The following is a 25,026-nucleotide window of genomic DNA, read 5'->3' as shown; positions in this document are numbered from 1 at the left end:
TCACCTGGCCGGACCGGTGCGGCTGCCGCACCGGCGGGCTGTCTGCTGTCTGCACGGTCATGGCGGAACCGTAGGAAGCGCCCCTTGCGACCGGCCAAAGCCGGGCCGCCGACGAGGGACGCCGCACCGCACGGACATGAGAAGTTCATGGGGGACGAATGACGATCTGTCTGTCGGGGGCACGGCGACTCGGTGAGAATCGGGCCCCGACGAAAGGGGATGACATGTCGCGGGTCGTCGAGGGCCGCGCGCTCCATCTCTGGTCGTTGCACGAGGACGTGACCGTCGAACAGGGCGACACGGACGACGAGTTGGTACTGCGCAGCCGGTTCGGCACCGAGCGGATCAGCGCGCCCACACCCGTGGTGCGCGAGGCGCTCCGGAGGATGCAGCTCGGTCCCGTCCTGCTGGCCAACATCAGCACGGGCCGGCTGCCGGCCGACAGGACGGGCGGGGGCCGGGCCGCGTACCTGGTGCTGTGGCCGATGCTGCGCCGGCTGTCCCACCTGATCGTGCGCACCCTGAGCCTGGAGGACCTGAAGGGGCCGCTGCTGTCCGTCATCACGACCCGGCAGGGTGCCGGGTTCACGCCCGTCGGAGTGTCCGCGCAGCGGCTGATCCGGCTGATGAGCGACGTGTCGATGACCCTGGAGTCGGCGGGCCTCGCGCTGCGGTCCGCCGGGTCGGCGCACTGGGTGCAGCTGCACAGGCCGGAGGCCGTCTGGGTCGTCGGCCTGCTGGCCTGGCCGGTCACCCCGTCCCGGGCCGCGGCGATCCTGCCGCTGCCGCCGGAGGTGACCGAGGCCGTCCTCAGCTATCTGATCGCCGCGGGGATGACGGAGGACTGCTGACCGCTGGCGTCGGCCTCTTCACAGCAGCCAGCCGGACTCCTGCGCGATCAGGACGGCGTCCAGGCGGTTGCGGGCGTTGAGCTTGGTGGTGATGTTCGTCAGGTAGTTGCGGACCGTGCCGGTGGACAGGTGGAGCTTGTCGGCGATCTCCGAGGGCTCGGCCCCCTTCGAGGCGAGCCGCAGGACCTCGGTCTCCCGCTCCGTCAGCGGGCTCGTCTGCCCGCCCCAGGCCGCCACCGCCAGCTGCGGGTCGACCACGCGCATGCCCGCGCCCACCCGCCGTACCGCGGAGGCCAGTTCGGCCGGCGGGGCGTCCTTGAGGAGGTAGCCGTCCACCTTGGCGGCCATCGCCCGCAGCAGGGTGCCGGGACGGCCCATGCTGGTCAGGATGAGGACACGGCACTCCGGCAGTTCCTCCCGCAGGTTCGCGGAGGCCGTCAGTCCGTCGGTGCCGGGCAGGTCGATGTCGATGACCGCCACGTCGGGGCGGTGCCGCAGTGCCTCGGGGACGATGTCGTCCCCGTTCTCCACCTCACACACGATCTCGATGTCGTGCTCCAGATTCAGCAAGGCCACGAGTGCGCCACGCACCATGTGCATGTCCTCGGCCAGCAGTACACGAATCAACGTGCCGCCCCGTTTCGTCCCCCCGGCCCGCTTTCCGTGGGCCCCGAACGGCGGGGACTCTACCAACAGAACGCCAGTACGAGTATGGAAAGTTCAGGGTTCCAACACCGGCGCGCCGGGCGTGCTCACGCGGCGGGTTGTCGCGGGGCGACGGCCCGTACCTCGAAGGAGCCGTCCGCCAGGACGCAGGAGCTGAGCGTGCCGCCGATCTCGCACACCCGCAGGGCGAGGTTCTCCAGGCCGCTGCCGCCGTGCGGGGACGGCGCCGTCGGCTCGTCCGGCACGCCGTCGTTGACCACGGTGAGGGTCATCTCGTCGCGCTCGGCGGTGAGTTCTATGGCGCAGCGGGTCGCCTTGCTGTGCCGCAGGACGTTCGTCACGGCCTCCCGGAGCACCGCGGCGAGGACGTTCTCCACCTGGCGGTCGGCCGGTCCCGCCACCACGCGCAGCTGCACCTCCACGTCGGCGGCGTGCAGCACCGACTCCGCCGAGGTGACCTCCTGGTCGAGCGACATGTCGCGGAAGCCGCTCGCGACCCGTCGCACGTCGGCGAGCGACTGGCGGGAGATGGACAGGATGTCGGTCACCTCCTGCGTGGCCCGCTCGGGGTGGGCCGGGATCAGCCGGTGCACGAGCTCACTCTTCAGGGTGATCGCAGACAGGCTGAATCCGAGCAGGTCGTGCAGGTCCCGGGCGAACCTGAGCCGCTCCCGCACCACCGCGAGCCGGGCCAACTCGCCGTGGGCGTCGGCCAGTTCCTGGATCACCTCGCTGAGCCGCGACAGCGCGTAGACCACCAGACCGGTCAGCAGCGTGGACTGACACAGATAGATCGAGTCGACGATCCCCTGGCCGGCCAGGAGCGGCGGCAGGAACATGCTCAGGCCGGTGGCGGCGAACAGCGTCCAGGCGGCCCGGGACGGCAGCAGGAGCAGCAGCGAACCGGCGAAGAACCCGCCCAGCGCGCCCCATTGCGCGTGGTACACGAACAACGGCAGGTAGGTGAGCAGGAGTTGGGCGCCCAGGGTGAGCGCCTTGTCCAGCGGCGGCCTGCGTGCGGCCCATAAGGAGGAGTGCCGCAGCTGGATGAGGAAGACCACGACCAGCCCGGCGACGGCACCGGCCCGGCCGGTGGGGCTCAGGTTCGTGCTGAACACGTTCAGCGCCGTGATGGACGTGTAGCACAGCAGGGCCACGCGCAGGATGACCCGGGCCAGCCGCGGCCCGGGCAGGGCGAGGCCGGACCGGGTTCCTGTCGCGGGAGTGCCTATCGACGCGTCCGCCAGACGCTCACGCAGTCCCATGACCCATGCCCCGTCCCCCGACGTATATCGGCCTTCATGGACTCCTGCTCCGACCGGAGCGAGTTTGTCTCAGATCATATGGGACTGGCGTGAAGACTGTGGGTGACTTGTGTTGACAGAATGTTGACCGAGTGGCCGGGTTGCTCTTGAGGCAGGGGTGCGAAGTCACCTGCTTTCAGGGGGACTTCTACACGAACAGCGGGACAGGGTTCAGGTCGGCGTAGTCCGTCGGCCGGGCCAGCCTGCCGAGCTCCACCGGCACGTCGAAGAGCCGCCCCGGTGCCAGCCGCGCCCAGAAGTGCCGCAGGCCGGGCACGATCACCTTGAGCACGGGCAGTTCCAGATCCGGCCGGGTCTGGTCGAGGACCAGCAGTTCGAGGCCCCGGGCGCGCACCAGATCGTGCACCGCGGTGATGTCGTCCAGGAGATCAGTACGTGGCGAGTAGGCCCAACTCACGGGAACCTTCGGGTGGTTGAGCGGATCTGGGGTCAGGTACGGCTGGTTGGCGAGCGTGGCGGTGCGCCACCAGTGGACGGCGTCGGGGTCGTCGATCCCGTAGCCGGGGCCGCCCGGCCGGCGCGGCAGTACCGCCGGCAGCATCTGCCCCATCTCGGTGAGCGCCCGGCGCAGGGCGACCCGGGGATCGAAGTGGGCGCCGAAGCCGAAGACCACGTCCTGCGTGGGGGCGTCGGTGCGCCGGCTGAGCGCCGCCACGACGGGGATGCCGAAGTCGGAGGTGAGGTCCAGGGCCCACACCTCGCGCCCCATCCCCGCGCACCCCTCGCGGATCCGGTCCACCTCGGGTGCGGCGAACGCGTCGAGGTCCACGGCGGGCTGGCGGGTGCGGTTGTACCACCACAGGGCCACCGCGTCCCGCTCCACCAGCTCCAGGAACCCTTGCAGGAGCGCGTCCTCGGGACTGCTGCCCGCCGCGTTCCCGTTGGAGTCGCAGGTCAGCCCGTCCTCGGCCGGGGCACCGCTGGAGAAGTAGAGCATCGACGTGGGCAGCAGCCGGTGCCGCCCGGCCGTCATCGACCACACCGGGGTCCAGTCGGTGGGCCGCGTCTCGTCGAACGGCCGCGGCACGTACTGGAAGTGCGAGCCCCGCGCGTTCCACGCGTCGCGGTCGCGCAGCTGCTGCTCCCCGTAGAGCTGGCAGGCGTTGGGGTGCAGGGCGTCCGCGCCGAGCGCGCGGTAGCTGTCCCGGACGACGGGCTCGTCGCCCTGCCGCGTACCGCTGTACCGTTCCGCTGCCTCGCCCAGGGCACTGACCTGCGCCTCGGTCGGGTCGAGCCCCTTGCCTCCGCTCAGCGCCCGCAGGCCCGCGCGCAGACCGGCCAGATCGTGCGGGCTGAAGGCGAGGTTGTGGCCAGACAGATAGCTGTCGACGAAGTCGGGGGTGCGCGGGGCCCGCCGGATCTCCTTCACGATCCCGGTGACGGGGCCCACGAGATGGCTGTAGCGCTCCAGCGTCCGCGCCGGTTCCTCGGCCCGGTGGCCGTTGCCGTGACGCATGGTCTTCGGCCGGCTCGACGGGACGAACGGCGCGCCCACCGACCGCGCCACCAGGTCGGGGTCGCCGCAGACCGGGCACTGGGGGCGCCGGTGCACGGGATGGGCGGACGCCCGCAGCAGCATGGTGTCCAGCGTGTGCACCAGGCCCTGCGCCGGATACCGCATTCCCGCGAGCCACTTGGCGGCTTCCAGGACCGTGAGGTGCACGGCGACGGCGCGGCCCGCGGCCAGCGAGGCGGCCGGCCGCGCAGGCGGCCCCGCCAGTCCAAGGGCGCGCTGCACCGGCCACTCCGAGCGCCGGTGTCCGCGCAGCCGGTCGGCCAGACAGGACCAGCACGGGCCCTGTCCCGGACGGAAGATCGGCCCCACCCACGGGTCGGTGCCGCACACCTTGGCCAGCAGCCAGGGCGTCCCGTCGGCGCGGTGCCGCGCGTCGACGTCGGCGAGTTCGGGGGAGAGGTAGTCGTCGCACAGGACGAGGGTGAGTCCCGTCGAGGTGGTGGGGGCGGCGCCGGCGGCGGCGACCGAGAGCCCCGACTCGAGGCACGCGGCGCGCACCGGCTCCGCCTCGATGCCGGGCAGCGCCTCCAACCCGAGGGCGGCGCCCGCCAGTTCGGCCGATGCCCGGTGGCCGTCGAGGCCCGCCAGGTCCCAGTACGCCTCGGCCATCGGGTCGGCCTGATCGTCGCTGGTGCCGGCCGGGGCCGCCGGGCGGAAGCCCAGCAGCCCCGACCGGGTCAGTGCGTCCAGCGACTGCCCCGCCTCTTCGGCGGGCATCGCCAGGGACGCCTCGCGCAGCACCGAGTCGACGGTGTGCGTGCCGTCGAGCAGGGGCACGAGGACCTCCGCCTGCGGGCCGCGCAGCGCGGTGACACCGCGCCGCGAGACCAGATAGGCGGCTTCGCCGGGAACCACGACCGGGCTGAGATGACGCTTGAAGCCCACCAGCGCAGTGACGTCCGGGCGCACCGTCCCGGTTCTGTGCTCCCCGGCACCGGTCATGCCGCGAACTGTCCGGTGGCGTCGTTCGCCGGGACGGAGATGATGCAGATGCTGAACAGCGCGACGTCACACTGTCCCGCGCCGTCCAGGTCCTCGATCACCAGCGACCGGCTGGCCCCGCGAGCCTGGGTGGTGTCGTCGAGGTGGTGAGAGCCGGACGATACTGCGTTGACCATGGGGAAACCTCTCCCTTGAATGTGCCGGGCAGTGAATGTCTGGGCGGTGTGAGGTGCGGACGGAGACTCTCCGTGCGGGGGCCGCTGTCTCACGGCCAGAATTCTGCGATTACCGGCCGGACGCGGACAGTGCTGCCTTCACCTGTGGGGGGTGACGTTTTCACATGCGGCCGATGACCGGCCCTAGTGGCCGTTTAGCGCCGCCCCCGAGCATCGGGGCTCCGCGCCGCACCGTCGTGTGCGGCTGCCGAGAGGAGCCCCGATGTTCCGGCCCCTGGGTGTCATCGCCCGCGTCCTGGGCGAGGCGTACAACTGCCTGGTCGCCTACGGGCAGATGTGGCTCTACCTGCCCGACGAGCATCCCCGGTCCACGCTCTCGTACCCGCTGGAGAGGGTCAGGCCCGACATTCCGCTGAGCCCGGTCGAGCGGGCCCTAGACCGACAGCTGCGGGACCTGGACAGCCTCGGCTGACGCGCCGCCCCGGCGCATCGCGGCGAACTCCAGCACCTGGTCCGTGAGGATGTCCAGGCGGCGCGCGGTGCGCGGGTCGGCGCAGGCGCCGGACGCGGCGAACTCCGTGCCGGCCGGCACCACGACCCCCATCGGAACGGCCCAGCCGCGCAACGACTGCGCGCAGGTGCGCAGCGCGGCGAGCGCGGACGCGCCGGCCACCTCGTTCCACGCCACGCTCAGGCAGCCCACGGAGCGTCCGTCCAGGTAGCCGGGCACGTCACCGGCCAGCCCCTCGGTGTGGTCGAGGGCGTTCTTGAGCAGCCCGGACATGCCGCCGTGGTACGTCGGACTGGCCAGAAGCACCCCGTCCGCGGCGCGCAGCGCCGACAGCAGCCGCAGCTCGGCGGCGCAGGGGTTCGTGGTGTCCGGGTCGTAGGGCGGCAGCACCAGGTCGGTGCCGCACACCAGGGTGACCTCGGCTCCCGCCCGGCGGGCCCGCGCCGCGCACGCCCGCAGCGCGGCCGCGGAGACCGAGCCCGAGCGCAACGAGCCCCCGAGCGCGGCGATACGGATCGGACGCATGGCAACTCCGTTGGGTCTGAGGTGACTTGAGCTTCTGACGTGTCTGAGGGCGTCACAGACGGGCGGCCGCGGCCTCGGCCGCCCGGGTCCCGCTGAGTACGCAGGCGTCCGCGAGCAGACCGGAGGGCCCGACCCAGTCACCCGCCACGAAGACCCCCTGATGGCCGGGGACCCGCACGTCGGGACGGCCCGTCAGGCCGCCGGTGCGCGCCTCGGGCAGGGCCGTCATCGTGGTGATGCGCGGCAGGAAGCGCTCGTGCACCAGGGCGTCCTGCCAGCCGGGCTGGCACTGGTCGAGGAGTTCGTACAGCCGCTTGCGGACCTCGGTCGCGCCGAGTCCGGAGCCGTCGTCGTAGCGCGCCAGGTGCAGCACGGCGCCCCCCTCGGGGGCCAGCCGGGCCGTGCGGGAGAAGACCGACAGGTACAGCGGCTCGTCGACGCCGAAGACGAGCGTGCGGCGCGGGTCGGGCAGCCGGCTCAGCGCCACGTCCAGGCAGGCGGTGTGCAGGGGCCGGGCGACGGGAGCACCCGTGCCCGGCCCGGCCAGACCGAGGAGCCGGCCCGCCGCGCGCTGCGACAGACCGGCGAGCACCACCGACCGGGCGCGCACCGGATGCCCTTCGGCGGTCACCACCCGTGGGCGCGCCCCGCCCTCCACGACCGCGCACCGGGACCCGGTGCGCAGCTCGACACCCAGCTCCCCGGCCCGCGCGAGCAGCGCGTCGGTCAGGGTGCGCCAGCCGCCGTCGACGTACTCCACACCGCGCCGCACCTCGGCGAAGTGCAGCGACAGCGCGTCCGCGCCGATCATGTCGGGGCGGCCCGTGTAACTGCTCATGCGCAGCACCGCGAAGGCGGCCTGCCGGGCCCGCTCGGTGGGCAGCCGGTCGCCCAGCCACTGCGCGGCGTCGGTGCCGGCCAGGTCGGTGCGGCCGCGGGCCAGGCCCAGCAGCCGGGCCACCGCGATCCGTTCACGGAGCGAGAGGAGTCCGGTGCGCAGCAGCGGCCCGGCCGCCGCGTACCCCGGGTGCAGCGCCCCGTCCCGCAGGGCCAGCGCCCCGCCCAGTGCGGGCGCCCGGCCCGGGACGCGCACGCCCAGCGCCCGCAGCCGGTCCCGGGTGGTGCGGTACAGGGCGCGCGGGCCGAGCCCCAGGTGGAAGCCCTGGTGCTCGGTGGTGCGGGCCCGCCCGCCCGGCTCGCCGCCGCCTTCGAGGAGGAGTACCCGGCGTCCGGGGCCGGCGGCGGAGGCCAGCCGCACGGCCGCCACCAGGCCGGTCAGACCTGCCCCGACGACGACGGCGTCGGCCCGCTCGTCGGCCCCGGCGCTCATGCCCGACCGGTCCCGGGCAGGATGAACGGGAAGCCGTGCCGGTCGAGTTCGCGCGCGGAGTCGGTGACCGCCGACACCAGCGCGTCCAGGTCCTCCGTGCTGTGCGCGCCGCCGGTGAACAGCATCGGCAGGCTGAGCGTGTAGAAGCCGCGCTTGCGCAGCATCAGGGTCAGCAGGAAGAACGCGATGGGGTTCACCGACCCGGCGAACGCCCGGTAGTCGTCGTACGAGTCGTGCTCCAGGAAGCCGAACGAACCGATGAAGTCGCCGAACCCGACGAGCCGCAGTGGAATGTCCGTCTCGGCGCGGAACGCGGCGAGCCGCTCCTGCACGCGGGCGACCTTCGCCCGGGTCTCGGTGTAGTACGTGTCGCGCTGCTCGTGCAGCAGCCGCAGGCTCGCGTACGAGGCGCACAGCGCCAGGTGGTTGCCGGCGTGGGTGGTCTGCACGCAGGTCTTGCGGCCGATGTCGGTCAGCGGCAGCCCGGACGTCTGGGTGTGGTCGAGGAGCGCGGCCCGGCCGCCGACCGCGGACAGCGGGATGCCGAGTCCGCTGAGGACCTTGCCGTAGCAGTACAGGTCGGCCTCGATGCCGAAGTACGCGGCGGCGCCGCCGGGCCCGTAGCGGAATCCGGTGAGCACCTCGTCGAGGACGAACGGCACGCGCAGCGCCCGGCAGCGTTCGGACACCGTCTTCAGGAGCGGGACCGTGTGCTCGACGAACGGGAACGACGAGGACGCCGCCTCGGTCAGCACGCAGGCCAGCTCGTCCTTGTGCCGCTCGATCAGCTCCACGGCCCGCACCGGGTCGTTGGGCAGCACCAGCAGGTCGCGCGGCTCGGCGACCGGCACCCCGGTGAGGGCGGACTGCCGCTCGATGCCGCCGTCCGGCGCGTTGCCGGGGAAGGGCTGGGTCGGGTGGCCGTGGTACCAGAAGGCCGTGTTGTGCATGCCGAGGTCGTGCACGCCGTGCAGCGCGCCCTCGAACTTGGCCACCATCCGGCGGCCGGTGTGCGCCCGGGCCAGCCGGATGGCGGCCGCGGTCGCGTCGGTGCCCGAGTTGAGGAACGCGAACTTCTCGCAGTGCGGCACGAACTCACCCAGCAGGTCGACGAGTTGGGCCTCGACCGGGGTGCAGTAGCCGTTGCCGGTGGTGGTCGTGAGGTGGTCGCGGACGAAGTCCACCACCGGCTGCGGGCTGTGCCCGTGCAGCGCCTGCGCGCCGAAGCCGAGGTGACAGTCGGTGTAGGTGTTGCCGTCGGCGTCGAGGATGCGGCTGCCGTGCGCCTCGGTCACCATCAGCGGGAACTGGGGCGAGTGGAAGGGCCAGAAGACGTGGGTGGCGGCGTCCTTGGCGCGCAGCTGCTCGGTCGCCGCGGTCGACGCCTTCTGGCGTTCGGTGAGTTCGCCGAACAGGTCGATCAGCCACGGCTGGGTCAGCAGGTCGGCGACGAGCGACTCGACGGTCGTCGCGGCGGGGGCGGAGGTCGTCATGTCGGTCAGCTCCCGGCCGGCTTGGTCGCGCGCAGTACGCCGTAGTGCATGACCCCGCGCTCGTACGCCTGCTTCATCAGCGGCACCGAGTTGAGGAACCGGAAGATGTCCATGCCCTTGGCGCGGACCAGCTTCCAGATCACCGAGGGGTCGCGGACCACCGGTTTGACGATGTCCGTGGACAGCTTCCAGGTGTCCCACACCTGCTCCGACCAGTCGGCCGTGCGGACGTCGGCCAGGCCCAGCTCGCCCGCGAGCTCCGCGTAGCGCTCCAGCGGCAGGACGTGGGAGACCACGAAGTCGCGGTAGATGCGGTGCAGCAGCCGGGTCTCGTCGGCGTCCAGGCTCTCGTCGCGGGCGCACCAGGTGGCGACCAGGAGCGTGCCGCCCGGCTTGAGGACCCGGGTGCACTCGGCGAGGAACGCCTTCTTGTCCGGCATCAGCTCGCAGCTCTCCAGCGCCCACACGACGTCGAAGGTGTCGTCGGGGTAGTCGGTGTGCATCGCGTCGAGCAGCCGGAACGTGGTCTGGTCGGTGACGCTGGCCTCGGCGGCCTTCGCCTCGGCGCGGCCGATCTGCTCGGCGCTGATGGTGATGCCGTCGACGGTGCAGCCGAGCCGGCTCGCGAGGTGCACCGCGGAGGCGCCGATGCCGCAGCCGGCGTCGAGGACCTTGGCCATCGGCGGCACCGGGCCGAAGGCGATGAGCTCCTCGACCAGGCGCACCTGGGCGGCGTGCCGCCCGCGGTCGGGCTCGCCGTCGGGCCAGTACCCGTGGTGGATGTGCTCGCCCCACAGGTCCTCGTACAGCTCGATCAGCCCGTCGTAGTGGTCCTTGATGGCGGCATGGAGGTCGGGGGTGGTCCAGCGGGGTTCGAGCGCGCTCGTCGTCGTGATCGTCATGGCGGGAAGTCCCTCGGTTCGAGTGTGTCGGGTCGGGGCGGGGTCAGAAGCGGACGAGCGCCGATTCCATGGTCAGTCCGGGGCCGAAGGCCATGAGCACGCCGTACTCGCCGGGGGCGGGCCGCTCCTCGCGCAGGATCCGGTCCAGGATCAGCAGGATCGTGGCGGAGGAGCAGTTGCCGTGCTCGGCGAGGACCGCCCGGGACGGGGCGAGCTGAGTGGGCGTCAGGTCCAGCTTCTCGCCCACGAAGTCGATGATCTTCGGGCCGCCGGGGTGGACGCCCCAGTGCCGTACGTCGCCGACGCCCAGGCCGTGCGGGGCGATCAGCCGCTCGACGAACGGGCCGATGCTCTCGCCGATGTAGAACGGCACGTACGGGGAGAGCGTCATCCGGAACGCCTGGTCCTCGATGTGCCAGCTCATCGCGTGCGTGGTCTCGGGGTGGGTCTCGGTGTGCGTCCCGAGGAACACCGGCCCCGGCGTGGCGCCGCCGTCGTCCGCCGCCAGCAGCGTCATCGCGCCCGCGTCGCCGAACAGGGCGTTCACGACGGCCTGTTCGGCGGTGAACTCCGGGCGGTGGTGCACCGAGCAGACCTCGGCGCTGCCGGCCAGCACCAGCTCGTCGGGGCGGGCCGCCAGCGCGTCGAACGCCGTCTTGAGGACGTTGAACGCGGCGTTGCAGCCCATGTGCCCGATGAAGGTGCGCCGCAGGTCGTTGCGGAGCCCGAACTCCTTGGCGAGCAGGATGTCGGGGGTCGGCCCCGCGTACCCGGTGCAACTGGCCATCACGAACGAGCCGATCCGGTCGGTGAGCCGGTCCGCGTCGCCCGCCGCGCCCAGGACGCCGCCCACCGTGCTGCGGCTCATCGCCAGGACGTTCTCCTCCCAGGCGGCCATCCGCGGCTTGATCGGCGGATAGCCGTCCGCGTATGCGGTGCGCGGGTCCCAGGCCATGTGCCGGGTGCGCACCCCGGAGCCGCGGAAGATCTCCTCGGCCTTCGCCACGTCCCGGTACCTGTCCCGGTAGTACGTCTCGAACGCGTCCTGCTGCGGGACGACGGTCTCGGGCGCCGCGGTGCGCAGCGAGAGCAGCTTCGCCACCCCGCGGGTCCGGGTGCGGGCGGCCGCCGGGGCCTCGGACACCGTCGTCATGACGCAGCCCCGGCGCCTGACTCGACCCGTTCCTTGATGGCGGTGAGGAAGCCCTCGGTGACCTGGTCGCTCTGCTGCCGCGCGAACGGCTCGACCAGCGGCAGCACCACGGCGGCGATGTCGACGTCGGCCTCGGACCGCGTGTCGATCTCCAGGAAGGTGGTGCCGGGCTCGGTGCCGGGACCGGTGCGGAACTCGCCCCAGGAACGGAAGTTGTGCGCGCCGACCGGCTCCCAGCTGATCCGGGCCGCGTCGGCGGTGTCGAAGCGGGTGCGGTGGTCGGGGGTGTGGCTGACGGCACCGTTGGAGATGGTGGTCAGCACGTAGTGGTAGACGTCGCCGTCCTCGGCCGTGAGGCTTTCCACGCCCGGCATCAGCAGGCCGCAGCCCACGACGTCGAGCAGGAGCGCGCGTACGGCGTCCGGTTCGGCCTTCACCTCGGTGCCGGCGACGCTGGCGGAGCGTATGGAGACCATGGTTGTCCTGTCCTTCACGTGGTGCTTCGTTTGACGGCGTGGCCGATGTAGCTGGCCGAGACGTCACCGGTGAGGGTGAACGCGCCCAGGCGGCGGTGGCGCAGCAGGCCGGGCAGCAGCAGCGGCAGCGACCGGGCGGGGCCGAGCCCGCGGGTGTCGGCGAGCCGCAGTCCGACCGAGGCGAGCAGCACGCGCAGCTCGGTGGGCCGGATGAACATCTTCCAGTTGTGCGTGCCGGGCTTGATGATCCCGAGGAGCTTCTCGGCGACGAGGATGAGCAGCAGATAGCTGCGCACCGTCCGGTTCACCGTGTCGAACAGCAGCACGCCGCCGGGCACCAGCAGCCGGTCGATCTCGGCGAGCGCCGCCGGCAGGTCGTGGAAGTGCTCCAGGACGTCGGAGGCGACGACCGCGTCGGCGCAGCCCGCCGGCAGCCCGGTCCCGTACGCCGAGCCGACCTGGTACGTCACCTCGACGCCGGACGCCGCCGCGTGCCTGCGGGCGGCCTCCACGGTGCCGGGCGACAGGTCGATGCCGGTGACCCGGTAACCGCGCGAGGCGAGCTCCTCCGCGACGAGCCCGCCGCCGCAGCCCAGGTCGACCACCCGGATGGTGTCGGCGGCCCGGCCCGGGTGACGCTCCCTGAGGACGCGGTCGAAGTACCCGGTGCGCGCCGGATTCATCTCGTGCAGCGCGCGCAGCGGACCCTCGGTGTTCCACCAGTCGTCGCCGACCTCTTCGTAGTACGCGTTGTCGATCGGCACCAGGTCGGGGTCGAGGGCACCACCGGCGCGGGTCGCCGACGCGGACGGCGTGGACGGTACGGACGTCGTCATCACACCCACCTCGGGGTCTCGACCGGGCTGATGCCGAGGGTCGCCTTGCCGATGAACTCGCGGGACATGTCGTTGCTGAACGGCAGCAGCGGGCCCGCCTTGACGTCCCGCCAGATCTGTCCGATCCGTGAGCCGTCCCGGATCCCTGAACCGCCGATCACCTCGAACGCGGTCGCCACGACGTGCTCGGCCTCGTTGGTGATGTGGTACTTCGGGATGCAGGTGTCGGCCACGAACGCCGGCAGGTCCTCGCCCGGGTCCACGTGCCGGGTCGCGTACTCGGTGAGCAGGGCGTCCATCGTCGCGATCGACGACCGCATCCGGGCCACCGCGAACTGGATGCCGGGCAGCCGGGCCAGATCGGACACCGCCGTCGTGGCGCGCCCCCTGGTCCGCTCCACGGCCAGCTCGTAGGCCCGCTCGGCCAGCCCCAGGAACACCGCCGCGAAGCAGTAGTGCCCCCACTGCTGACGCGCCATCACGAACAGCGGGGTCAGCCCGTCGGGGAACACCGAATCGTCGGCGTCGACCCGCAGGCCGTCCAGCTTCAGCGAGTGCGACCCCGTCATCGGCAGCGCGAAGCCGCTCCACGGAGCGACCACCTCGATGCCCTCGGCGGGCTTCTCCACGAAGAACGCCGCCAGGTTGAACGGCGGCTCCAGGTGCGCGTCGTCGAGCCCCGCGGTCACCACCAGGTGCGTGGCCGCGTCGAACCCCGTGGCGAAGTGCTTCAGCCCGTCCAGGACGAAACCGTCCGGCACCCGCCGGGCCGTCGTGGACGGCCGCACCCAGTTGCCGCCCGACCCCTCGTCGGTGAACGGCCCCACCACGAACGCCCCGTCGCGCACCGCGCCGAACATCCGCTCGCGCACGGCCACGCTCAGATCGCTGCGCATCGACCCGGTCAGGACCGCGTGGATGGCCAGCGTGAACGCCGTCGACCCGCAGCCCCCGGCGATGATCCGCAGCAGCCGCGTGTTCTCCTCCAGCGTCGCCTCGAAACCCCCCAGGTCCGCGGGCACGTTGATCGCGGTGAGCCCGGCGTCCACCAGGTCCCGGATGTTCTCGCCGACGAACTCGCCGGCCCCGTACGCGCTCTGCGAGCGCTCCTCGAAACGCCGGGCCAGGGTCCGGGCGCTGTCCTGCAACTCGGCCCAGCGCACGGCCCGTTCGGTGCCCCGCACCGGTGTGGCGGTGGTCATGGCGATCAGCCCTCCCAGCGGGGTTCGGCGAAGACCGGCACTCCGAGCGCGTGCTTGCCCGCCCACTCGGCGGTCACGTCGGAGTTCGGCGGGACGAGCAGCCCGGCCACCACGTCCCGGTAGGCCCGCTGCAGCGGATGCGCGGACATCAGCGCGGAACCGCCCTGGACCTGCATCGCCAGCGACACCACCTCGTGGGCGAGACGGCACACGCTGTTCTTCATCACGCTCATCTCGATGTAGTGACCCAGCGGATCCTCCGCGATCGCCCGGTCGTGATCGGCGCGCACCGACTGGTACAGGTGCGCCTCCGCGGCCGCGAGCCGGGTACGCATCTCCGCCACCCGGAACTGCACGCCCGGCAGATGGGCGACCGTCCGGTCCAGCACGTGCAGGGTGCGGCCGCGCTGCTCGCGCACCACGGTCTCCAGCGCGCCGCGCGCGATCCCGAGGAACACGGACGCGAAGCTGCACCACGCCCAGTGCACGCCCTGCATGAACATCAGCGGCAGCGCGCCGGGCTGCCCCACCATGTGGGCGTCCGCGACGAAGAGGTCGTCCAGGAGCAGCGAATGGCTGCCCGTCGCCCGCATGCCCGCCGCGTCCCACTCGGCCGTGACGCTCACGCCGCGCTCCGGCTTGGGCACCAGGAAGCCGACCGGCTCCGGCAGGCCCCGGTCATCGGTCCTGGCCGCCGACAGGAACAGCAGGTCGGCCGCCGGGAAACCGGTGAAGAAGCCCTTGCGCCCGTTGAGCAGGTAACCGCCCTCGACCGGTTCGGCCTTCGTGGTGGGATGCCACCAGTTGCCGCCGACCCCGGGCTCGCTGAACCCGCCCGCGATCACCGCGCCGTCGTCGACGATCGCCCGGTAGGCCCGCTCGGCGGCGGGACCACCGATGCCCGCGATCATCGCGATGCCGTGGACGTGCATGTTCACCGCGAACGCGGTGCTCGCACAGCCCGTCGCGAGCGTCTCCTGCGCCCGGCACAGCTCCTCCAACTCCGCGCCCCCGCCGCCGTGTTCACGCGGCACCGTCATCGCGGTGTAGCCGGAGGAGACCAGCTCGGCGACGTTCTCGTGCGGGAAGCTGCCCGCCGCGTCGTGCTCCGCTGCCCGGCTGCCGAACCGCTCCGCCAGCTCCTCGGCCAGCGCGACGAAGTCGGTGCGCGCGGGCGCGTCCTGGGTGATGGTCATCGGGCGCCCCCGGCCACCAGCGGCCGCTCCTCGGGCACGGCCAGCGCCAGATAGCGCACCAGGCTGCCGACGGTGTCGCCCTCCGCCCGGGTCGCCATCGCCAGCCAGTCCGAGATCTCCACTCCCGCGTACGTCTCCCGGATGCGCTCGAAGAGCTCGGCCAGCTCCACCGAGTCCAGACCGAGGTCGCCGGTGAGCCGGCTCCGCTCCGTGATGTGCCGCTGGGCCGTCTCGGGGCGCACGGCGGCGAGTTGTTGCGTCAAGGTCGTCATGAAGGCTTGCGCCCGGTCGTCCTGCACATCCGCTCCTGGATATCTGGGGAGAAAAGTGGGTCGAAACCGCGGGAGAAGCTGGTGGTGCGTCGGCTGTGGGGTGCCTTTCGGCCATGGTGGTGGCGTCGGCTGTAGCGGCGGTTGTGCGGCCCGCCCTTCCTCCGGCGGGCTGCCCGCGGGCCCCCGGCCGACGGCCCGGCCCCGCCCGCGATCCGGGCGAGGCCGCTCGACGTTCCAGGAGGCGGGCGACGATGCCCCCGGCTCCTTCGACCTCCGTGTCACGGACGAACGCGGAGGCCGGGACCCCTCGTTCGCATGCGGTCCAGCACCCGTCCCGTGTACGTGTCCTGAGGCGTCGCCACCTCCGCCGGTCAGGCGGACAGGGCGCCGGCCAGCACCGGAGCCCTGTCGTACCGACGGATCACGGACGCGAGCTCCCGCAGGAAGGCGTCCTGGTGGGCGCGGATGAAGAAGTGCCCGCCCGGCACCACCCGCACCTCGCAGCCGCGTCCCGCGTGGCGTCGCCAGGCCACCACCTCGGGCACCGACACGAGCCGGTCCTTGGCCCCGATGAACAGGTGCAGCGGCACCCGCACGGCCTCCGCGTCCGGTGCGAAGGACGTCGTGCACAGCTGGAGGTCGTCGCGGGCGACGGGCAGCAGCGCCGCCAGGAACTCGGGGTGCTCCAGGATCACCCGGGGGATGCCGCCCAACGCGGCGAGAGACGCCACGAGTTCCTCGTCGCTCGCCCCCGGGTCGGCGATCTTCGGCGCCGGAAGGTGCGGCGCCCGGTACGAACTCAGGGCCAGCGCCATGGGCAGCGGTGCGCCACGGAGCTGCCGCCGGGCGGTCAGCGCGTACGCCACGAGGGCGCCCATGCTGTGCCCGTAGAACACGTGCGGGTGCTCCAGCTCCGCGTCCAGTTGCTCGTCGAGTTCGGCGACGAGCGCGTGCAGGTCGGTGAAGCGCGGTTCGGTCATCCGGCCTTCCCGGCCGGGCAGCTGGACGGGCAGCACCCGGGCGCCCGCCCCGTGCGCGTCGAGGTCGTGCTGCCAGCGCCGGTAGGCCGACGCCCCGCCGCCCGCGTACGGGAAGCAGAACAGCCGCACCTCGGTCTCGGCGCCGTCCGTCGGGGAGGTGTGGGACAAGTAGCGTGTCATTCCGTTCCGCCTCGGGCTCGTCCGGTTCGTCTGGACGCCCGCCGGGAACCGCGGCACCGTGGCCGGCGGGAAGGACGGACCGGAGGGCGGCGGACGACCGGGTCCCGGTGTGCGGACGCGCACGGCGCACCTGCCCGACCGGCCGGACATCCCGACGCACGGTGGAGCGGGTCCCGGCAGGCACGCCACGAGTATGTGATTGACCGCTAAAAGACAGCCAAATCGATCTCACCGCCGGCGGCCGCGCTGTGACGGCACCTCCGGCCGGGCGCCCGTCTTCCCGGCGATGCCGCGCACCGCCCGCGCCGGACCTGCGCCGAGCAGGCCGACGGCCCGGCCTGCCGCCGCGCGAACGCTCGCCGCCAGGTGCTCAGTGGCTGAGCAGCCAGCCGATGCGGTCGTAGGCGAGCACCTGGTAGATGACCATGATCGCCAGCAGCCAGCGGGCGGCCCGGCGCAGATCCGCGAAGTACAGAGCCGCCACCGCGCCGAAGAACACCGCGAGTTCGAGGAGCAGCCGCAGCGGGCCAGGCGTGTGGACGTCGCTCTCGCCCGAGCGCGACGGGTCGTCCGGCACGGCAAAGGTGCCCCACATCCAGCCGACGGCCACCGGCACGAGGACCACCGCGAGCCAGCGCCACGGCGACGGAACAGTGCGCCAGGCCCAGATGCCGAAGCAGACCAGCGAGGTCATCTCGAGCAGGAAGCGGATGGCGAGCACGACGTCGTTGTTGGCGAGCGCCAGAGTCGTGTGACTCACCGGGGGACCTCCGTCTCAGCCGTCTCGGCGGTCTCGGCAGTGGTCCTGAGGGCTTCCAGCCAGTCTTGCAGGACGGTGCGCAGCTTGGCACTGGGAAAGTACAGGGCGATGAGCGGGCCGCCGATGGACTCCTCCGACAGCACGTCGGTGGCGTGCCCGCCGTCGACGGTGGTGAGCCGGAAGCGGTGCACCGCCCGGGTGCCGGCGAGCACGCCGGTCCAGCACAACTCCTGCAGCGGTTCGACCACGGCCAGCGTCGACCTGATGGGCATCCCGCCCAGCTTCCAGCGGAACTGCTCGTCCGGCACGGTGCCCTTCGGTCCCTGCCGCACGGAGGTGACTCCCGGCACCCAGGAGGGCCAGCCCGGCAGGTCGTGCAGCAGCCGCCACACGGTGGCCGGGGGAGCTTCGATCCGCACCCGGCTGACGGCGGTCACGGGCGCCCGGTCGTCGATGAGGCCGCCTTTGGCGTAGTGCTGCCGGAGCTCGTCCAGCGAGGGCCCGCGGTAGAGGACGCGGCCGAGTAAAGAACGTGAGGCGACTGGCAAGGTGGCTCCCAGAGTGCGTGAGTGGAACGGTGTCGTAGGTCAGGGGAACGGTCGGCCGGCGGGTCGCTGAACCAGATCCCCGCCGCATCCTTCCCCGCCCTCCGACTCCCCAGCCCTGTGGACCGGAGCGTGAGGCCTCCGGCTAAAAGGCAGCCAAATCCATCGCAGCCGAGTCCAGCGCGGGGTCGTCGCGGAGGACGGCATGGTGCAGTCGCTGCAGGCGGCGCGAGGGCTCGATGCCGAGTTCGTCCACCATCGCCGCGCGCAGTCGGCGAAAGGCGTCCAGGGCCTCGCCGGAGCGGCAGCAGCGGTACAGGCACGCGATCCAGAGGGCGTGCAGACCCTCCTGGAGGGGGTAGCGGGCCGTCATGGCGCTGAGTCCGCCGAGGACCTCGGAGCATCCAGTGACACATGCCGGCCGAGGTTGGCCGCGAGCAGGGCGAGCACCTGCCGTGACGTGGCCGCGCTGGGCACGAGGGACCGACCGTGCACCGTCACCACGAGCTGCCCGAGGACACCGATCTCCATCTCCCCTTCTCCCTCCGCACTGTGCAGGCCTTCTTCAGGCCTCCGCGGCGACAGTCGCACGAGGGCGCCACCACCGACAGGGAAAGGAGCACGTGACAGATGCTGAATCCGTGGGGTGCGGCACATGAGATTTTCACGGTCGTGTCCCTGTCCGGGGTCAGGCCGACCGGACCGGCGCCTCTTTCCCCGTGCGCGGGGTGCGCACGACCGGCTTTCCCGTCTCTGCGTCCGCCGCGGGGCGGGCCGGACCGGGCAGCAGCAGTCCGGCGAGCACCGCGCCCGCCGCGACGATGACCCCCGCGGTGACGAAGCCCGCTGTCGCGGCGGCCTCGACGCCGGTGCCGGGCGCCGCGGCGCCGACCGTGCCATGCGCGAGGACGGTGCCGACGACGGCGACTCCGACGGCGTTGCCGAGTTCCATCATGGTGTCGCTGAGGGCTGCCGCGTTGCCCGACCGTTCGGGTGCGACCATGGACAACTGGGTGTCCGTCGCGGGACCGAGAGCCAGGCCGACGCCCACGCCGAGCAGCGCGAGCCCGGGCAGGACACCCGGGTAGCCGTCGGCCGCCGCGAGTGTCAGGGCGCCGGCCGCGGCGGCTGCCAGACCGGTGGCGACGCCGCCGCGCGGGCCGGTGCGACGGGCCAGCCACGGGGCGAGGGACGAGCCCGCGCCGACCGCGACCGCGATCGGGGCGAGCGCGAGACCGGCTTTCAACGGGCCGTACGCCAGGCCGAACTGAAGGAACTGGGTGAGGGTGAACAGCGTGCCGGCGAGCCCGCTGAAGAGCAGCATGATGCCGGCGCTCGCGCCGAGGAAGGCGGGACGGCGCAGCAGCGCGAAGTCGACCATCGGGCTGGGGTGCCGCCGTTCCCACGCCACGAAGCAGGTGGCGCACACCAGCGCGCCGCCGAACGCACCCAGGACGGCGGCCGATGTCCACCCGTCGCCCGAGGCGTGGATGGCGCCGAACACCAGGGCCACCATGACCGCGGAGCCGAGCACCGCGCCCACCGGGTCCAGCGGCCGGGGCACGGGCGCCGCCGACTCCGGCAGCAACAGGAGACCCGCGGCCAGGACGACGGCGACCGGCAGCAGGTTCACCAGGAAGACCGAGCCCCACCAGAAGTGGCCCACAAGGGCGCCGCCGAACACCGGCCCCACGGCCACCCCCAGCGCGGACGCGCTGCCCCAGACGGCCAGGGCGCGCGGCCTCTCGTGCTCGGGGAACACGTCCACCAGGATGGACAGGGTGCCGGGCATGACCAGGGACGCGGCCACGCCCATCACCGCCCGCGCGACGACCAGTTGGGCCGCTCCGTCCGCGGCCAGGGCGAGGAGCGTGCCGACGCCGAACAGCACGACGCCGAGCAGGGTGGCCCGCTTGCGGCCGTACCGGTCGGACAGGGTGCCCGCAGTGAGCAGGCAGGCCGCGAAGACCAGCGAGTAGCCGTCGACGATCCACTGGGCGGTGCCGATGCCGATGTCCAGGTCGTGCATCATGCTGGGCAGCGCGACGTTGAGCAGCCCGTTGTTGAGGATGATCACGAACAGGGCGAGGGAGAGGACCGCGAGCACCGCCCAGCGGCGCGGGTCCGGTGGGCCCGCGAGCCCGGACGTGTGGACATCCTCGTCGTACGTCGACCGCATCGCTGGTCCTCTCCTCGGGCTCACGGGGGCCGGCGCCGGTGCGCGCCCCGACGAGCGTGGCCCCGGCCGCTGAAGTCCCGGTTGTGGAACCTGTCCCACGCCACCTCGAACAGAACTCCCGAATGCTCACGGCTGAAGAACAGCCGAATTCCGCGATGCGCCGGGACCGGCGCTTTGCCGGACTTTTAGCGCAGCCCCACACGATGGAGCCCCGTCACCGTGTGTTCGTACGGAGCGAACACGTTCGGGAAAACCACTCGAATCGTTCTGACGTCGCTATCAGCCGGATACGCGAAAGGTAGTCATGATCAATCTCTTTCAGCCCCAAGTCGGAGCGGAGGAACTCGCCGCGATTGCCGAGACCTTCGAAGACAAGTGGTTGGGACACGGCCCGCGTACCCAGGCCTTCGAGGCTGCTTTCGCGGAGCACATCGATGTGCCTGCCGAACACGTCGTCTTCATCAACTCGGGCACGTCAGGGCTTTTCCTCGCCCTGGAGTCGCTGGACCTGAAGGACGGCGACGAGGTGGTGCTGCCGTCCCTCAGCTTCGTCGCCGCCGCGAACGCCGTACTCAGCTGTGGCGCCCGACCGGTCTTCTGCGACGTCGACCCCCGGACCCTCAACCCCACGGTCGAGGACATCGAGCAGGCGCTCACGCCCCGGACCAGGGCAGTGATCGTCCTGCACTACGGGGGCTCACCCGGTGACATCGTCCGCATCGCGGACCGTTGCCGGGAGCTGGGCGTCACACTCGTCGAGGACGCCGCCTGCGCGGTGGCCTCCCGGGTGGACGGCCGGGCCGTGGGCTCCTTCGGTGACATCGCCATGTGGAGCTTCGACGCCATGAAGGTCCTGGTCACCGGCGACGGCGGAATGATCTACGTCAAGGACCGGGAACGAGCGGTCAGGACCAGGCGGCTGGCCTACCACGGGCTTGCCCAGCCCAGCGGTTTCGGCCACGCGAAAGTCTCCTCCCGCTGGTGGGAGCTGGACATCCCCGAGCCCGGCCGCCGTGTCATCGGCAACGACCTCACCGCCGCGATCGGCGCCGTACAGCTGCGCCGGCTCCCCGAGTTCGTACGCCGTCGCAAGGAGATCTGCGCGCTCTACGACCGTGAACTGGCCGAGGTGCCCGGGGTGCTGCTGCCCCCCGCCCTGCCGGACGGCCACGAGTCCACCCACTACTTCTACTGGGTGCAGACCGACCCCGAGATCCGGGACCAGCTGGCCGGCGACCTCTACCAGGACGGCATCTACACGACCTTCCGCTACGCACCGCTGCACAAGGTCCCCGCCTTCGGCTCCCAGAGCCTTCAGCTGCCTCGCTCGGACTGGGCCGCGGAACGGACCCTGTGCCTGCCCCTGCATCCCGGGCTGAGCGACGAGGACGTGCGCACGGTCGCGGCAGCCGTGCGCAAGTCTCTCGAGAACCGGCGCCGCACGCTTTCATGAAGCGGACTTTCCGACGGGTGGCCAGGTAAGCGAGAAGTGGCCGCAGGGAATTGCGGGGTGGCCGCACAGCGCAAGTGAACCTTTAGAACCGGCCTGCACTCTGCTGGCGAACGGCAGCTGTCGGCGTCGCACCGACAATCTCGAGGAAGGTCAGCGATGCGCATTCTTTTCAACGTCTTTCCGGCATCGTCGCACGTATATCCAATCGCCCCACTGGCATGGGCACTGCAGAGCGCCGGTCACGAAGTCGTGATGGCCACCACCGAGGCCGGTCTCGACCCGAAGTTGTTCACGAACATCGCCTCGGCCGGCCTCACTTCAGTGTCACTGGGCGGAAAGGAGGAACTCGCCGACTCGCTGGCGCCCCTGCTCGCTGCCGCGAACCGCCCCGACCGACGTACCGCGTCGATCGACCCGGACGACGAGAACACCTGGCGCACCTGCCGGGGCATGCTGACCGACCTGCTCGACGCGCACTATCCGCCGGAGTCGGTCGGCGGCGGTCGCCGGCCGGTCCTGGACACGCTGGTGGAGTTCGCCCGGGACTGGCGCCCGGACCTGGTGCTGTGGGACCCACTGGCTCCGACCGGCGCGGTGGCCGCACGTGCCTGCGGTGCCGCCCACGCCCGCCTCCTGTTCGGCATGGACAACGTCGGTCTGGTCCGGTCCAAGACGCTGCAGGAACTGGCCGATCCGGCCTCCGGCCTGACGGAGGACCCGTGGCTGCCGTGGCTGGAGCCGGTGCTGGAGCGGTACGGTCTCGACTTCACCGAGGAGACGCTGCTCGGCCAGTGGACCGTCGACCTGACGGCGGCGCGGATGCAGTACCCGCTGGATCTGAGGTACGTACCGGTCCGCTGGATCCCGTACAACGGCGGCAGCGCGTTTCCGCAGTGGCTGCACACCCGGCCCGAGCGGCCCCGGGTGGTGTTCACACTCGGCCAGACCCGCCGGCTCATCGACGGTCCGCAGGGTGGTTTCCCCCTGCGGGAGTTCTTCGACTCCGTGTCCGACCTGGATCTGGAAATGGTCGCGACCCTGAACAGCGACCAGCTGGCCACCGTGGGTGAGCTCCCGGACAACATCCGCGCCATCGGCTACGTACCGCTCAATCAGATACTGCCCACGAGCTCGGCCGTCATCCACCACGGCGGCGGAGGCACCTCAGGGGCCTGTGTGGCGTTCCAGGTACCGCAGCTGATCGTGCCGATCCCCTTGTGGGACGAGAAGGTCATCGCGCAGTACATCAGCCGCCGGGGCGCGGGACTGGTCGTCGACCCCGCGGCGATCGACGTCGACAGCATGCGCAAGGACCTCGTCCGGCTGTTGACGGAACCGTCGTTCCAGGCCGGGGCCCACGACCTGTACGAGGACATGCTGGCCGCCCCGGCACCGAAGGACGTGATTCCGGTACTGGAGAGGCTGACTGCGGAGCATCGCGGCTGAACGTCCGCACCCACGAAGCGAGAGGACCACTATGAAAGCCCTGGTGTTGGCCGGCGGATCGGGCACCCGTCTACGGCCCTTCAGCTACTCGATGCCCAAGCAGCTCATCCCCATAGCGAACAGGCCGGTCCTGGAATACGTCGTGCGGAACATCCTGGACCTGGGCGTGAACGAGATCGGCATCATCGTCAACAGCCGCGACAACGAGATCCAGCAGGTCCTCGGGGACGGGTCGCGGTTCGGAGCCCGGCTGACCTACATCCGCCAGGAGGACCCCCTCGGTCTCGCGCACACCGTCGCCATCGCCCGGGACTTCCTCGGCGACGACGACTTCGTGATGTACCTGGGCGACAACATGCTGCCCGACGGAATCTCCGACATCGCCGACGACTTCGCCGCCTGCCGCCCCGCAGCCCACGTCGTGGTGCGCAAGGTCGCGGACCCGCGAGCCTTCGGCGTGGCCGAGCTGGGACCCGACCGCGAGGTACTGCGCCTGGTGGAGAAGCCGCAGCGGCCACGCAGCGACCTGGCCCTGATCGGGGTGTACTTCTTCACCGCCGCGATCCACGAGGCGATCGCGTCCATCACGCCCAGCGCCCGCGGCGAGCTGGAGATCACCGACGCGATCCAGTGGCTGGTGACACAGGGCGCGGACGTACGGGCCAGCGAGTACGAGGGCTACTGGAAGGACACCGGGAAGGTCGCGGACGTCCTGGAGTGCAACGCCCGCGTCCTGGACGGCCTCCGGCCCGCCGTGGACGGCACCGCCGACGACACCAGCGTGCTGGTGGGGCCGGTCGTCGTGGAGGAAGGGGCACGCATCGTCCGCTCCCGCATCGAGGGGCCGGCGATCATCGGCGCGGGCACCGTGGTGGAGGACAGCCACATCAGCCCGCACACGTCCGTGGGACGCGGCTGCGCGGTTGTCAACAGCCGCCTGGCGCACTCCATCGTCCTGGACGGGGCATCGGTCACCGGCGTGCAGGGCCTGCACAGTTCCCTCGTCGGCCGCTCCGCCACCGTCGGCATCACCACGCAGAGCACGGACGGCTACCGCCTGGTCGTCGGAGACCACACCCAAGTGGAAGTCGCCGCATGAAGATCCTCGTCACCGGCGGAGCCGGCTTCATAGGCTCCCACTACGTCCGCAACCTCCTCGAGAACCATTACCCGGGCTGGGAGAACGCACGGGTCACCGTCCTGGACAAGCTGACCTACGCGGGCAACCGCAGCAACCTCCCCGCCTCGCACCCGCGCCTGGAGTTCATCCAGGGCGACATCTGCGACGCGGAACTGCTGCGCGAACTGCTGCCCGGACACGACGCCGTGGTGCACTTCGCCGCGGAATCCCACGTGGACCGCTCACTGGCCGACGCGGGAGCGTTCTACCGCACCAATGTCCTCGGCACCCAGACACTGCTCCACGCCGTGCTGGACAGCGGTGTCCAGCGGGTCGTGCACGTCTCCACCGACGAGGTGTACGGCTCGGTGGAGGAGGGCTCCTGGACCGAGGACTGCCCGCTGCTGCCCAACAGCCCCTACGCAGCCTCCAAAGCCTGCTCCGACCTGGTGGCCCGCACGTACTGGACCACACACCGGGTGAACCTCTCCGTCACCCGCTGCTCCAACAACTACGGCCCGTACCAGCACCCCGAGAAGCTCATCCCGCTGTTCGTCACCAACCTGCTCGAGGGGAAGCAGGTGCCGCTGTACGGCGACGGACGCAACGTCCGCGAATGGCTGCACGTGGACGACCACTGCCGCGGCATCCAGCTCGTACTCGACAACGGCCGGCCCGGCGAGATCTACAACATCGGCGGCGGCAACGACCGGACCAACCGCGCCATCACCGAACGCCTGCTGGATCTGACGGGCCTGGGGCCGGAGATGATCCGCCACGTCGCCGACCGCGAGGCCCACGACCTGCGGTACGCCATCGACGACTCCAAGATCCGCGAGGAACTGGGCTATGCGCCGCTCACCGGCTTCGACGAGGGACTGGCCGCCACAGCGCAGTGGTACCGCGACAACCCGGGCTGGTGGAAGTCCGCCAAGTACCGAACCGAAGGTGCGGCGGGCTGAGGACCGCGGAGTGCCGGCCAACGGAAAGG

General features: G+C 71.6%; 24 protein-coding genes and 1 pseudogene. 6 read left to right on the top strand and 19 right to left on the bottom strand.

Annotation, left to right across the window (positions count from 1 at the left end; translation table 11 throughout):
• The first annotated feature begins 224 nt into the window (after positions 1–224).
• Positions 225–851, top strand: coding sequence for an NADH oxidase (locus RBJ77_RS23860; protein ID WP_372346880.1), 627 nt, complete (start codon positions 225–227; stop codon positions 849–851).
• An 18-nt stretch (positions 852–869) separates the two neighbouring features.
• Here the strand turns inward: RBJ77_RS23860 and RBJ77_RS23855 are convergent, their stop codons facing one another.
• The 4 genes from RBJ77_RS23855 to RBJ77_RS23840 form a co-directional block, all read right to left on the bottom strand.
• Entirely contained in the window at positions 870–1,478 is a 609-nt protein-coding gene (locus RBJ77_RS23855) for a DNA-binding response regulator (protein WP_372346879.1), read from the bottom strand.
• Positions 1,479–1,603: 125 nt separating this feature from the next.
• Positions 1,604–2,782 carry a sensor histidine kinase gene (locus tag RBJ77_RS23850; protein WP_372346878.1) on the bottom strand — a complete coding sequence of 393 codons (1,179 nt, stop codon included), beginning with the start codon at positions 2,780–2,782 and terminating at the stop codon, positions 1,604–1,606.
• Positions 2,783–2,969: 187 nt separating this feature from the next.
• Positions 2,970–5,300 carry a TOMM precursor leader peptide-binding protein gene (locus RBJ77_RS23845; RefSeq protein WP_372346877.1) on the bottom strand — a complete coding sequence of 777 codons (2,331 nt, stop codon included), beginning with the start codon at positions 5,298–5,300 and terminating at the stop codon, positions 2,970–2,972.
• Positions 5,297–5,476, bottom strand: a complete 180-nt coding sequence (locus RBJ77_RS23840; RefSeq protein ID WP_372346876.1) for a hypothetical protein — start codon at positions 5,474–5,476, stop codon at positions 5,297–5,299. Before RBJ77_RS23840 ends, RBJ77_RS23845 begins: the two co-directional genes overlap by 4 nt.
• A gap of 262 nt (positions 5,477–5,738) precedes the next feature.
• On the opposite strand from RBJ77_RS23840, the gene RBJ77_RS23835 reads away from it, so the two are divergent.
• Positions 5,739–5,948: a DUF6059 family protein gene (locus RBJ77_RS23835; protein ID WP_255966459.1), complete on the top strand. Its 210-nt coding sequence runs from the start codon at positions 5,739–5,741 to the stop codon at positions 5,946–5,948.
• Here the strand turns inward: RBJ77_RS23835 and RBJ77_RS23830 are convergent.
• The 15 genes and pseudogenes from RBJ77_RS23830 to RBJ77_RS23760 form a co-directional block, all read right to left on the bottom strand.
• A complete protein-coding gene (locus RBJ77_RS23830; protein WP_372346875.1) occupies positions 5,910–6,512 on the bottom strand; it encodes an NADPH-dependent FMN reductase in 603 nt (200 codons plus the stop codon). The genes RBJ77_RS23835 and RBJ77_RS23830 overlap by 39 nt on opposite strands.
• A 52-nt stretch (positions 6,513–6,564) precedes the next feature.
• Positions 6,565–7,842: a phytoene desaturase family protein gene (locus tag RBJ77_RS23825; RefSeq protein WP_372346874.1), complete on the bottom strand. Its 1,278-nt coding sequence runs from the start codon at positions 7,840–7,842 to the stop codon at positions 6,565–6,567.
• On the bottom strand, positions 7,839–9,335 hold the full coding sequence (locus RBJ77_RS23820) for an aminotransferase class III-fold pyridoxal phosphate-dependent enzyme (RefSeq protein WP_255966464.1): 1,497 nt from the start codon (positions 9,333–9,335) through the stop codon (positions 7,839–7,841). Before RBJ77_RS23820 ends, RBJ77_RS23825 begins: the two co-directional genes overlap by 4 nt.
• A gap of 5 nt (positions 9,336–9,340) precedes the next feature.
• Positions 9,341–10,237: a methyltransferase domain-containing protein gene (locus RBJ77_RS23815; RefSeq protein ID WP_372346873.1), complete on the bottom strand. Its 897-nt coding sequence runs from the start codon at positions 10,235–10,237 to the stop codon at positions 9,341–9,343.
• 43 nt (positions 10,238–10,280) lie between these two features.
• Entirely contained in the window at positions 10,281–11,390 is a 1,110-nt protein-coding gene (locus RBJ77_RS23810) for a type III polyketide synthase (protein WP_372346872.1), read from the bottom strand.
• Positions 11,387–11,866: a hypothetical protein gene (locus RBJ77_RS23805; protein ID WP_372346871.1), complete on the bottom strand. Its 480-nt coding sequence runs from the start codon at positions 11,864–11,866 to the stop codon at positions 11,387–11,389. The genes RBJ77_RS23810 and RBJ77_RS23805 overlap by 4 nt, the downstream gene beginning before the upstream one ends.
• Before the next feature lie 14 nt (positions 11,867–11,880).
• A complete protein-coding gene (gene ubiG / locus RBJ77_RS23800) occupies positions 11,881–12,702 on the bottom strand; it encodes a bifunctional 2-polyprenyl-6-hydroxyphenol methylase/3-demethylubiquinol 3-O-methyltransferase UbiG (protein ID WP_372346870.1) in 822 nt (273 codons plus the stop codon).
• Entirely contained in the window at positions 12,702–13,904 is a 1,203-nt protein-coding gene (locus tag RBJ77_RS23795; RefSeq protein ID WP_372346869.1) for an acyl-CoA dehydrogenase family protein, read from the bottom strand. The genes ubiG and RBJ77_RS23795 overlap by 1 nt, the downstream gene beginning before the upstream one ends.
• 5 nt (positions 13,905–13,909) lie before the next feature.
• Entirely contained in the window at positions 13,910–15,100 is a 1,191-nt protein-coding gene (locus RBJ77_RS23790; protein WP_372346868.1) for an acyl-CoA dehydrogenase family protein, read from the bottom strand.
• Entirely contained in the window at positions 15,097–15,363 is a 267-nt protein-coding gene (locus RBJ77_RS23785) for an acyl carrier protein (RefSeq protein WP_372346867.1), read from the bottom strand. The genes RBJ77_RS23790 and RBJ77_RS23785 overlap by 4 nt, the downstream gene beginning before the upstream one ends.
• 380 nt (positions 15,364–15,743) lie before the next feature.
• Positions 15,744–16,532, bottom strand: coding sequence for a thioesterase II family protein (locus tag RBJ77_RS23780; protein ID WP_372346866.1), 789 nt, complete (start codon positions 16,530–16,532; stop codon positions 15,744–15,746).
• 370 nt (positions 16,533–16,902) lie between these two features.
• Complete coding sequence (locus RBJ77_RS23775) at positions 16,903–17,292, bottom strand: YrdB family protein (RefSeq protein ID WP_372346865.1); 390 nt, start codon at positions 17,290–17,292, stop codon at positions 16,903–16,905.
• Positions 17,289–17,840 (bottom strand): SRPBCC family protein, encoded by a 552-nt coding sequence (locus tag RBJ77_RS23770; RefSeq protein ID WP_372346864.1) that lies wholly within the window; start codon positions 17,838–17,840, stop codon positions 17,289–17,291. The genes RBJ77_RS23775 and RBJ77_RS23770 overlap by 4 nt, the downstream gene beginning before the upstream one ends.
• Before the next feature lie 142 nt (positions 17,841–17,982).
• Positions 17,983–18,225: pseudogene (locus RBJ77_RS23765) on the bottom strand (BTAD domain-containing putative transcriptional regulator); the annotation flags it as partial.
• A gap of 300 nt (positions 18,226–18,525) precedes the next feature.
• Positions 18,526–20,016, bottom strand: coding sequence for an MFS transporter (locus tag RBJ77_RS23760; protein WP_372346863.1), 1,491 nt, complete (start codon positions 20,014–20,016; stop codon positions 18,526–18,528).
• A 304-nt stretch (positions 20,017–20,320) separates the two neighbouring features.
• Between RBJ77_RS23760 and RBJ77_RS23755 the strand changes: the two genes are divergently transcribed.
• From RBJ77_RS23755 to rfbB, 4 genes are all read left to right on the top strand, one after another.
• Positions 20,321–21,469, top strand: a complete 1,149-nt coding sequence (locus RBJ77_RS23755) for a DegT/DnrJ/EryC1/StrS family aminotransferase (RefSeq protein ID WP_372346862.1) — start codon at positions 20,321–20,323, stop codon at positions 21,467–21,469.
• Between the two features lie 156 nt (positions 21,470–21,625).
• The gene (locus RBJ77_RS23750; protein WP_372346861.1) at positions 21,626–22,915 is read left to right on the top strand and encodes a nucleotide disphospho-sugar-binding domain-containing protein; all 1,290 of its coding nucleotides are present in this window, start codon (positions 21,626–21,628) and stop codon (positions 22,913–22,915) included.
• Positions 22,916–22,946: 31 nt separating this feature from the next.
• Positions 22,947–24,014, top strand: coding sequence for a glucose-1-phosphate thymidylyltransferase (locus RBJ77_RS23745; RefSeq protein ID WP_372346860.1), 1,068 nt, complete (start codon positions 22,947–22,949; stop codon positions 24,012–24,014).
• Positions 24,011–24,997, top strand: coding sequence for a dTDP-glucose 4,6-dehydratase (rfbB, locus tag RBJ77_RS23740; protein ID WP_372346859.1), 987 nt, complete (start codon positions 24,011–24,013; stop codon positions 24,995–24,997). The genes RBJ77_RS23745 and rfbB overlap by 4 nt, the downstream gene beginning before the upstream one ends.
• Positions 24,998–25,026: the final 29 nt, after the last annotated feature.

Source organism: Streptomyces sp. KL116D (assembly GCF_030766975.1).
Classification (GTDB): domain Bacteria; phylum Actinomycetota; class Actinomycetes; order Streptomycetales; family Streptomycetaceae; genus Streptomyces; species Streptomyces longispororuber_A.
Note: the sequence above shows the minus strand (reverse complement) of the source record. Positions and strands in the feature narration are given on the sequence as shown.

Bases quoted from the DNA above. Each gene is read 5' to 3' on its own strand.
- RBJ77_RS23755 (WP_372346862.1), top strand. From the start codon at position 20,321: ATGATCAATCTCTTTCAGCCCCAAGTCGGAGCGGAGGAACTCGCCGCG.
- rfbB (WP_372346859.1), top strand. From the start codon at position 24,011: ATGAAGATCCTCGTCACCGGCGGAGCCGGCTTCATAGGCTCCCACTAC.
- RBJ77_RS23760 (WP_372346863.1), bottom strand. From the start codon at position 20,016: ATGCGGTCGACGTACGACGAGGATGTCCACACGTCCGGGCTCGCGGGC.
- RBJ77_RS23820 (WP_255966464.1), bottom strand. From the start codon at position 9,335: ATGACGACCTCCGCCCCCGCCGCGACGACCGTCGAGTCGCTCGTCGCC.
- RBJ77_RS23840 (WP_372346876.1), bottom strand. From the start codon at position 5,476: ATGGTCAACGCAGTATCGTCCGGCTCTCACCACCTCGACGACACCACC.
- RBJ77_RS23805 (WP_372346871.1), bottom strand. From the start codon at position 11,866: ATGGTCTCCATACGCTCCGCCAGCGTCGCCGGCACCGAGGTGAAGGCC.
- RBJ77_RS23750 (WP_372346861.1), top strand. From the start codon at position 21,626: ATGCGCATTCTTTTCAACGTCTTTCCGGCATCGTCGCACGTATATCCA.
- RBJ77_RS23830 (WP_372346875.1), bottom strand. From the start codon at position 6,512: ATGCGTCCGATCCGTATCGCCGCGCTCGGGGGCTCGTTGCGCTCGGGC.
- RBJ77_RS23745 (WP_372346860.1), top strand. From the start codon at position 22,947: ATGAAAGCCCTGGTGTTGGCCGGCGGATCGGGCACCCGTCTACGGCCC.
- RBJ77_RS23815 (WP_372346873.1), bottom strand. From the start codon at position 10,237: ATGACGATCACGACGACGAGCGCGCTCGAACCCCGCTGGACCACCCCC.
- RBJ77_RS23845 (WP_372346877.1), bottom strand. From the start codon at position 5,300: ATGACCGGTGCCGGGGAGCACAGAACCGGGACGGTGCGCCCGGACGTC.
- RBJ77_RS23825 (WP_372346874.1), bottom strand. From the start codon at position 7,842: ATGAGCGCCGGGGCCGACGAGCGGGCCGACGCCGTCGTCGTCGGGGCA.
- RBJ77_RS23780 (WP_372346866.1), bottom strand. From the start codon at position 16,532: ATGACACGCTACTTGTCCCACACCTCCCCGACGGACGGCGCCGAGACC.
- RBJ77_RS23810 (WP_372346872.1), bottom strand. From the start codon at position 11,390: ATGACGACGGTGTCCGAGGCCCCGGCGGCCGCCCGCACCCGGACCCGC.
- RBJ77_RS23835 (WP_255966459.1), top strand. From the start codon at position 5,739: ATGTTCCGGCCCCTGGGTGTCATCGCCCGCGTCCTGGGCGAGGCGTAC.
- ubiG (WP_372346870.1), bottom strand. From the start codon at position 12,702: ATGACGACGTCCGTACCGTCCACGCCGTCCGCGTCGGCGACCCGCGCC.
- RBJ77_RS23860 (WP_372346880.1), top strand. From the start codon at position 225: ATGTCGCGGGTCGTCGAGGGCCGCGCGCTCCATCTCTGGTCGTTGCAC.
- RBJ77_RS23850 (WP_372346878.1), bottom strand. From the start codon at position 2,782: ATGGGACTGCGTGAGCGTCTGGCGGACGCGTCGATAGGCACTCCCGCG.
- RBJ77_RS23790 (WP_372346868.1), bottom strand. From the start codon at position 15,100: ATGACCATCACCCAGGACGCGCCCGCGCGCACCGACTTCGTCGCGCTG.
- RBJ77_RS23795 (WP_372346869.1), bottom strand. From the start codon at position 13,904: ATGACCACCGCCACACCGGTGCGGGGCACCGAACGGGCCGTGCGCTGG.